Annotated in this window: 5 protein-coding genes; 1 reads left to right on the top strand and 4 read right to left on the bottom strand. The window is 68.1% G+C overall.

The window, feature by feature from the left end; genetic code table 11:
• Positions 1-80 precede the first annotated feature (80 nt).
• The 4 genes from ACFWMR_RS41860 to ACFWMR_RS41845 are packed head-to-tail and all read right to left on the bottom strand — an operon-like array spanning position 81 to position 5,419.
• The gene (locus ACFWMR_RS41860) at positions 81-809 is read right to left on the bottom strand and encodes a DUF1062 domain-containing protein (RefSeq protein ID WP_378382414.1); all 729 of its coding nucleotides are present in this window, start codon (positions 807-809) and stop codon (positions 81-83) included.
• Between the two features lie 44 nt (positions 810-853).
• Positions 854-2,407, bottom strand: a complete 1,554-nt coding sequence (locus ACFWMR_RS41855; RefSeq protein ID WP_378382413.1) for a GMC family oxidoreductase — start codon at positions 2,405-2,407, stop codon at positions 854-856.
• On the bottom strand, positions 2,404-3,915 hold the full coding sequence (locus ACFWMR_RS41850) for an APC family permease (protein WP_378382412.1): 1,512 nt from the start codon (positions 3,913-3,915) through the stop codon (positions 2,404-2,406). Before ACFWMR_RS41850 ends, ACFWMR_RS41855 begins: the two co-directional genes overlap by 4 nt.
• Positions 3,916-3,931: 16 nt before the next feature.
• A complete protein-coding gene (locus tag ACFWMR_RS41845; RefSeq protein WP_378382411.1) occupies positions 3,932-5,419 on the bottom strand; it encodes an aldehyde dehydrogenase family protein in 1,488 nt (495 codons plus the stop codon).
• A 217-nt stretch (positions 5,420-5,636) separates the two neighbouring features.
• Between ACFWMR_RS41845 and dxs the strand changes: the two genes are divergently transcribed.
• The gene (gene dxs, locus ACFWMR_RS41840; RefSeq protein WP_093932567.1) at positions 5,637-7,541 is read left to right on the top strand and encodes a 1-deoxy-D-xylulose-5-phosphate synthase; all 1,905 of its coding nucleotides are present in this window, start codon (positions 5,637-5,639) and stop codon (positions 7,539-7,541) included.
• The last annotated feature ends 164 nt before the right edge of the window (positions 7,542-7,705 follow it).

The following is a 7,705-nucleotide window of genomic DNA, read 5'->3' as shown; positions in this document are numbered from 1 at the left end:
GAAGGCCTCCTTGAGGGACCCAGAGTCCCTCAAGGAGGCCTTCACGGACTTGCCACCGGCAACGGACACCCCAAGCGACCTCAGCGTTTCAGCGTGAAGGTGAAGCCGCCCGAGACCTTCCCCCGCAACCGCACCGCCGAAACCACCTTCCCCTCTCCGATCAATCTCTCGACTTCGGCCCGCGAAAGGCCGCAACCTTCCGCGATCAACCGCACCGGCCGGACGGGGATCCGCGCCGCGAACCGAACCGAGACGTCACGAAAGTCTTGGTGACACGGGGCACCGGTGGAGAGCCGCCAGGCGCCCTCCCAATCGAGGGCGACGCGGTTACGGCGCAGCACGACCGGATCGGCGAGCAGTTCGGCCGCCAGAGCAGGGTCGTTCTCGTGCAGCCGAACCAAAAGCCGGGGCCGTACGGAGCGCACGTTCACCCGCTCCAGGATCGTGAGCTTCGCGGTGTCCCCGCACGCGACGCAGCGCACGAGGAGCCAGGCATCGAGGAGCTTGTGGTTGGCGTTGACACGGAACTTGCCGTTCGCCCGGAAACGCCCGGACGGGCAAACATGGCAACGGCGGAGGACGACAGGCAGGCAGGTGGGAACGACCACCCAGTTTTCGAGCACAGGAATACACCCGTTCCAGTGAGAAAATCCGCAGCAAAAGGAAGCGCGGCGCAGAGGTGCGACGCGCGACGAAATCAGCGCTCGGGAGGTCTCACAGGGTGTACAACGGCAGGCTCTCGGCTCGACGACGTGGTCCGGCAGCACGGTAGCGGCGCCCAAAGAACCACTCCACTGGTTTTCGGGCAAAGAGAAGGCCCCCTGACCGAAGCCAGGGGGCCTTCGACGCAGAACTAGGCGCGCGCGTCCTCCTTCAGCATGTCCGCGCACTTCTCGCCGATCGCCATCGTCGTGATGCACGGGTTCACCGCGACCAGGAACGGCATCGCCGAACCGTCGGCGACCCGCAGGCCTTCGACGCCGCGCACCCGCAGCCGCGCGTCCAGCACGGCCGAGGGATCCCCGTCGCCGCCCATTTTCGCGGTGCACGAGGGGTGATAGACCGTGTTGTGTGTCTTGCGCAGGTAGTCCGCGATCTCGTCGTCGGTCTTGACGTCCCGCCCGGGCGCCAGTTCCGTGCCCGCCCATTCGTCCAGGGCAGGCTGTTCGGCGATCTTGCGGGCCAGTTTGATGCCGTAGGTCATCACGCGCATGTCGTGCTCGTCGGTGAAGTAGCGCGGGTCCACCTTCGGCTTGTCCCGGTAGTCACGGCTGCGCAGCCGCACCGTGCCGGTCGACCGCGACCGGGTGACGTTCGGCGTCAGGCAGAAGCCGTTCTCCGTCGTCGGGTAGCCGTGCCGCAGGGTGTTCATGTCGAACGGCACGGAGCCGTAGTGGAACATCAGGTCGGGGCGGTCGAGGCCCTCCTCCGTGGTGGTGAAGATGCCGATCTCCCACCACTGCGTCGACTCCGTGGTCATCGGTTGCAGCGCGTCCCACTGGATGACGCCTTCCGGGTGATCCTGCAGGTTCTCGCCGACGCCGGGGGAGTCCACCAGGACGTCCACCCCGACCTCGCGCAGATGCGCGGCGGGGCCGATTCCGGACAGCATCAGGAGTTTCGGCGTGTCGATCGCGCCCGAGGACAGGATGACCTCGCGCCGCGCCCGCAACGGAACACCGTGGATCAGGTCGTCGGCCAGGTATTCCGCGCCGGTGCAGCGTTTGCCGTCGAACAGCAGCCGCCGGACCCGGGCGCCGGTGATGATCTCCAGATTCGGCCGCTTGCCGATGATCGGGTGCAGATAGGACACCGACGCCGACGAGCGCGTGCCGTCCTCGCGCGCGTTGATCTGGAACCAGTTCGCGCCGTGTGTCACGGTCTTGCCGGAGTTGAACTCCGTCCGCGGGATACCCGCCTGCTCGCAGGCCTGCAACAGCGCGACACCGGTCGGGTCGTTCGGCGGCACCGACCGGATGGTCACCGGGCCCGAGCGGCCGTGGTGGTCGCCAGGCCCGTCGTTGGTCTCAAGACGTTTGTACAGCGGGAAAATGTCCTGAGCCGTCCAGCCGGGCAGGCCGAGCGACGACCATTCGTCGAGATCCTCGGCGGGCGCCCAGAACGCGATGCACGAGTTGTGCGACGAGCAGCCGCCCAGCACCCGCGCGCGGGCGTGCCGCAGGAAGGAGTTGCCGGAGGCCTGCGGTTCGACCAGGTAGTCCCAGTCGTAACCGGATTCCAGCAGGCCCATCCACTTCGTCAGTTCCAGCACCGCCGGATCGTCCACATCGGACGGTCCGGCCTCCAGCAGCGCCACGGTGACGTCCGGGTCTTCCGAGAGTCTCGCCGCGACCACCGAACCCGCCGTCCCGCCGCCGACGACGATGTAGTCGAACTCTCCGGTCACTGTGCTGCCTCCTCGGGATGTGCTTCCGCGGCGTGATCGGCCAGGACGCCGCTCTTGTGCCGCAGGACGAACCAGTAATACGCGAAACCGACGACCGCCACCGCGCCGACGAACAGCACGGCCCCCCATTCGAGGTACCAGTGATACGGCTCGGTCGCGTTGTAGACCTCGCGCCGCGGCCAAGCCAGGTTCACCACGATCGCGCCGCCCCAGAGCACGCCGAGGATGTTCACCGGCAGCCCCAGTTTGCCGAGGGAGAAGTACTTGGCGCCCTCCACCTTCGGCGGCGGCCACTGCCCGCGCAGACGCTTGACCAGCATCGGGATGGTGACCAGCAGGTACGCCAGGTAGATCATGATGATGCCGATGCTGGTGATCACCGTGAAGATCTGCGGCTGCCCGACGTTGACCACCAGGATCAGCACCGCGATGACCCCGGACACGATCGCGGGAATCACCGGCGTCTTCGTCTTCGGTGACACTCGCGCGAGGTGCTTCCCGGCGGGCAGGTTGTTGTCGCGGCCCATCGCGAACATCATCCGGATCGACGCCGACTGGACGGCCAGGTTGCACACCGTGATGGCGATGACGACCGCCAGCAGGAAGATCGTGCCGATCGTGCTGCCCAGGACGTCGAGGACGATGAACTGGAGGCCACCCGTGGCGATCTGGGGGTTGTTGATGTCACCGACGGCCATCAGCGCCAGGATCAGGATCAGCCCGCCGATGACGAACGACGCGATCAGGGCGCGCAGGATCGCCTTGGGCGCGTTCTTGCGCGGGTCGTGGCTCTCCTCGCCGAGCGAGCTGGCGGTGTCGAAGCCGTACATGACGTAGGTCGACGCGAGCGAGGCGACCAGGAACGCCCCGAAATAGCCCCATGGCTGGTCGGCGCCGGTGTCGTTGGTCTGCATGACGACCTCGGGCCCGCGCGTGATGTTCACCGCGAGCGCCACGATCAGCAGGACCGCGGCGACCAGTTCGATGAACACCCCGGCGCTGTTGATCCGCGCCATCAGCTTGACGCCCCACGCGTTCACCAGCGTGGTGAACAGGATCAGGATGGTGCCGAGGATGACCGCGTTCACCGCGCTGTCGCCGGAGAAGGAGAAGAACGACGAGATCTGGGGGAGCGTGATCTGGTACGCCAGCGCGACGGCCGCGATGCTCACGATCGACGCGGTGAGCATCATCCAGCCCGCCAGCCACGCCACATGCGGGCTGCCGAGCCGTTTCGACCAGTTGTAGATCGAGCCCGCCACCGGGTAGTGCGCCGCCAGTTCGGCGAACGACAGCGCGACCATCAGCTGGCCGACGAACACCATCGGCCACGACCACCAGTAGGCGGGGCCGCCGAAGCTGAAGCCGAAGTAGAACAGCTGGAAGGTGCCGGTCAGGATCGAGATGTAGCTGATCCCGGCGGCGAAGGTGTGGAAGTTGCCGAGTGTTCTTTCGAGTTCCTGTTTGTAGCCGAAACCGGCCAGGCCGTCATCGGAAGGAGTGCTCATCGGCAGTTTCCCGTCTTCAGTTGGATGCGGCATGCTCCCCGGAGAACCAGCGCTGTGGTGCGGGCCGGAGGTTCTGGTAGATGTGCTTCGCCTCCACGTACTCGGCCAGTCCGGTCGGGCCGAGCTCGCGCCCGAAGCCGGACTGCTTGTAGCCGCCCCACTCGGCCTGCGGCAGGTACGGGTGGAAGTCGTTGATCCAGATCGTGCCGTGCCGCAACCGGTTCGCGACCCGCTGGGCGCGGGAGGCGTCCGAGGTGAAGACCGCGCCCGCGAGGCCGTAGTGCGTGTCGTTGGCGATGCGGACCGCGTCGTCCTCGTCGGTGAAGGTCTCGACGGTGAGCACCGGGCCGAACGATTCGTCGACGACGGCGCTGCTGCCCTGCTTCACGCCGTCGAGGATGGTCGGCAGGTAGTAGTGACCCTTCGCGAGTTCGCGATCGTCCGGGCGTTTGCCGCCGGTGCGCAGGACAGCGCCCTCTTCCAGCGCCCTGGCGACGTAACGTTCGATCTTTTCCAAATGGGCCGCGGAGATCAAGGGACCGGTTTCAGCCTTCGGGTCGAAAGGTCCACCCAGTCGGATCAACTCGGCGCGCCGGACGAGTTCGGCGACGAACTCGTCGTGCCACTCCTCCTGGACGATCAGCCGCGCGCCCGCCGAGCAGACCTGTCCGGAGTGCAGGAAGACCGCGGTCAGCGCGTAGTCGACGGCGGTGTCGAAGTCCGAGTCGGCGAAGACGACGTTCGGGTTCTTGCCGCCCAGTTCCAGCGCGACCTTCTTGATGGTGGACGCGGCGGAGGCGGCGATGATCTTCCCGGTCGCCAGGCCACCGGTGAACGAGACGAGGTCGACGTCCGGGTGTTCGGACAGCGGCGCCCCGGCCTGCGCGCCCGCGCCGAGCACCAGGTTCGCGACGCCGCCGGGGAGCCCGGCCTCGGTCAGCAGCTTCATCAGCATGATCGAGGTGTGCGGGGTCAGCTCGCTGGGCTTGAGGACGAAGGTGTTGCCCGCCGCGAGCGCGGGGGCGACCTTCCAGATGGTCTGCAGGAGCGGGTAGTTCCACGGCGTGATCAGCCCGCAGACGCCGACCGGCTCGTGCACGATGCGGCTGAACGCGTCCGGGTTGCCGGTGTCGACCACGCGGCCGGCGTCGTTCGCGGCGAGCTTGCCGAAGTAACGCAGGCACGCGGCGATGTCGGCCATGTCGTATTCGCTCTCGACCAGCCGTTTCCCGGTGTCGAGCGACTCGGCGCGGGCGAACGCCCCGGCGTCGCGGTCGAGCAGGTCGGCGGCCTTCAGCAGCAGGTCACCGCGTTCGGGAGCGGGAGTGGCGGGCCACGGGCCGGTGTCGAACGCCTTCCTCGCGGCGGCGATGGCCGCTTCGGTGTCCTCGCGGGTGCCTTCGGCGACTTCCGCGACCAGTGACCCGTCCGCGGGGCAGCGGATCTCCCGGCGACCACCGCCGACCGCGTCGACCCATTCGCCACCGATGAAAAAGTCCGCCATCAAGCCCTCCGAAACCGGCTCCTGCTCAACCGTCGATTTCGGATTATCGCGGGCACCCGACGTGACCGCTACTTGGCAAAAGAGACCATGTTCACACCGTCGGGTGTGGTGTGGTGATTTTCTGACATGTGACCCGTGACGCGGGGGACGGAAGACTCTCAGCCGCCCTCCGTAGACTGGCCGGAACGGCGGAAGAGGAACCAGGCGAGGTGGGAGAGTGACGTTGCTCGAGTCCGTGCACGGACCGGCCGACTTGAAGCGGATGGACCAGGAGCAGCTCGGCGAGCTGGCCGCGGAGATCCGCGACTTCCTGGTCGAGAAGGTGCGGCTCGCCGGTGGTCACCTGGGCCCGAACCTGGGTGTGGTCGAGCTGACGATGGCGCTGCACCGGGTCTTCGACTCGCCGAGCGACGCCATCGTGTGGGACGTCGGTCACCAGGCGTACGTGCACAAGATCGTCACAGGCCGTCATGACGGCTTCGGCAAGCTGCGCCAGCTCGGCGGCCTCACCGGCTACCCGGCGCGCGGCGAGAGCGAGCACGACCTCGTCGAGAACAGCCATGCGTCGACAGCGTTGTCCTATGTGGACGGTCTGGCGAAGGCGTTCGAACTCGGCGGTGGCGGCAGGCACGCGATCGCGGTCGTCGGCGACGGCGCGCTGACCGGCGGCATGTGCTGGGAGGCGCTCAACAACATCGCCGCGAACCCGCGCCGTCCGGTCGTCATCGTCATCAACGACAACGGCCGCTCCTACTCGCCGACCATCGGCGGCGTCGCGGACCACCTCGCTTCGCTGCGGCTCAAGCCGGGCTACGAGCGCGTTCTGGACCGCGGCAAGGAGTTGCTGCGGCACACGCCCATCGTCGGCAAGCCGATCTACGCGGCGCTGCACGCGGCGAAGGCGGGCCTCAAGGACGCGCTGAGCCCGCAGATGATGTTCTCCGACCTCGGCCTCAAGTACCTCGGCCCGGTCGACGGGCACGACCTCGTCGCGCTGGAGAAGGCTTTCCAGAGCGCTCGTGACTTCGGCGGCGCGGTCATCGTGCACGTGGTCACCGAGAAGGGCCACGGCTACGAGCCCGCGGTCACCAACCAGGCCGACCAGATGCACCAGACCGACCCGATCGATCCGGAGACCGGCCTGCCGCCGGTCAAGGGCCCGAGCTGGACCGGCGTCTTCGCCGACGAACTGGTCAAGATCGGCGCCGACCGCGAGGACGTCGTCGCGATCACCGCGGCCATGCTGCGCTCGACGGGGCTGCACAAGTTCGCCGAGGCGTACCCGGACCGCTGGTACGACGTCGGGATCGCCGAGCAGCACGCGGTGACCTCGGCCGCCGGTCTCGCGATGGGCGGCAAGCATCCCGTCGTCGCCGTCTACTCGACCTTCCTGAACCGGGCGTTCGACCAGGTCCTGATGGACGTCGCGCTGCACCGTCAGCCGGTGACGCTGGTGCTGGACCGGGCGGGCATCACCGGACCGGACGGGCCGAGCCACCACGGCATGTGGGACCTGTCGCTGCTGGGCATGGTGCCGGGCATGCGGGTCGCCGCGCCGCGCGACGCCGGCACGCTGCGCGAGGAACTGCGCGAGGCCGTCGCGGTCGAGGACGGGCCGACGGCGCTGCGGTTCTCCAAGGGCGGCGTGATCGACTCCGTGCCCGCCGTCGAGCGCGTCGGCGTGGTGGACGTGCTGCGCAAACCCACCGGTGACGCCGACGTCCTGCTCGTCGCGGTGGGCGCGTTCGCCATGCTCGGGCTCGCCGCCGCGGACCGGCTGGCCGACCAGGGCATCGGTGTGACCGTGGTGGACCCGCGCTGGGTCGTCCCGGCGCCCGCCGAACTGGTCGCGCTGGCCGAGCAGCACAAACTCGTCGTGACCGTCGAGGACAGCGGCCGCCACGGCGGCTTCGGGTCCGCGCTGGCCGCGCTGTTCCGCGACGCCGAATGCGATGTCCCGCTGCGGGATCTCGCGGTGCCGCAGGTGTTCCACGACCACGGTTCGCGCGAGGAGGTGCTGGCCCGGGTCGGGCTGACCGCGCAGGACGTGGCGCGACGGGTGACCGAGTGGTCGGCGAACCTGGCGAGCCGGACGCCTGCTCCGGAGGACACGCACCGCTGACAAGCACGCGTGTCACGTCAGCGACCGTCGATGCTGGAGCCGCGTCATCGCGCGAGCCCGGGGTGGTGACCGGGCTCGTGAGATTGCCCCGGTCACGAGCGGATCCGGAGGGGTGTGTGGTTTAATGGGGACTATACCTAGGAAATTGAAGACCACCCCCAGAC

The organism is Amycolatopsis thailandensis (assembly GCF_042723255.1).
Taxonomy (GTDB): domain Bacteria; phylum Actinomycetota; class Actinomycetes; order Mycobacteriales; family Pseudonocardiaceae; genus Amycolatopsis; species Amycolatopsis thailandensis.
This window is presented reverse-complemented; position numbering and strand designations above follow the sequence as displayed.